The organism is Psychroserpens mesophilus, from assembly GCF_050617655.1.
GTDB classification, from domain to species: domain Bacteria; phylum Bacteroidota; class Bacteroidia; order Flavobacteriales; family Flavobacteriaceae; genus Psychroserpens; species Psychroserpens mesophilus_A.
On record NZ_JBODQC010000099.1, the window covers coordinates 1 to 328 of the forward strand.

1 protein-coding gene is annotated in these 328 nt (G+C 53.0%); it reads right to left on the bottom strand.

All coding sequences use genetic code 11. The features are described 5' to 3' along the window. Positions 1-328: hypothetical protein (locus ACRHNM_RS16500; protein ID WP_431137721.1), on the bottom strand; the 328-nt coding region annotated here is incomplete at both ends.

Here is a 328-nt window from a genome sequence, read left to right on the forward strand (position 1 = left end):
ATGAGCCAGGAGGAAAAGCCGATAAACATAAACAGGCCGCAGAGCACCACCGTATTCGCCTTGATATAATTGTTTTTCCGCGTGTAGCGCAGCCCGTAGTAAAAGGCGCCTGCAAAAAGCAGCCCCATGATGATCGTCCCCGAGTTAAAGGGCAGGCCCACCTCGTTGATAAAGAACACCTCGCCCCATCCAAAGAGCACCAAAACGTAGGTGAGCGAGAATTTGTAGACGAGCATCAGCACGGCTACCACGGCCACGTTGGCCAGGATAAACTTCCAGGGGGTGATGGCATCGCCAAAGCGTTTGAAGAAATAGAGCAGGCCGATGG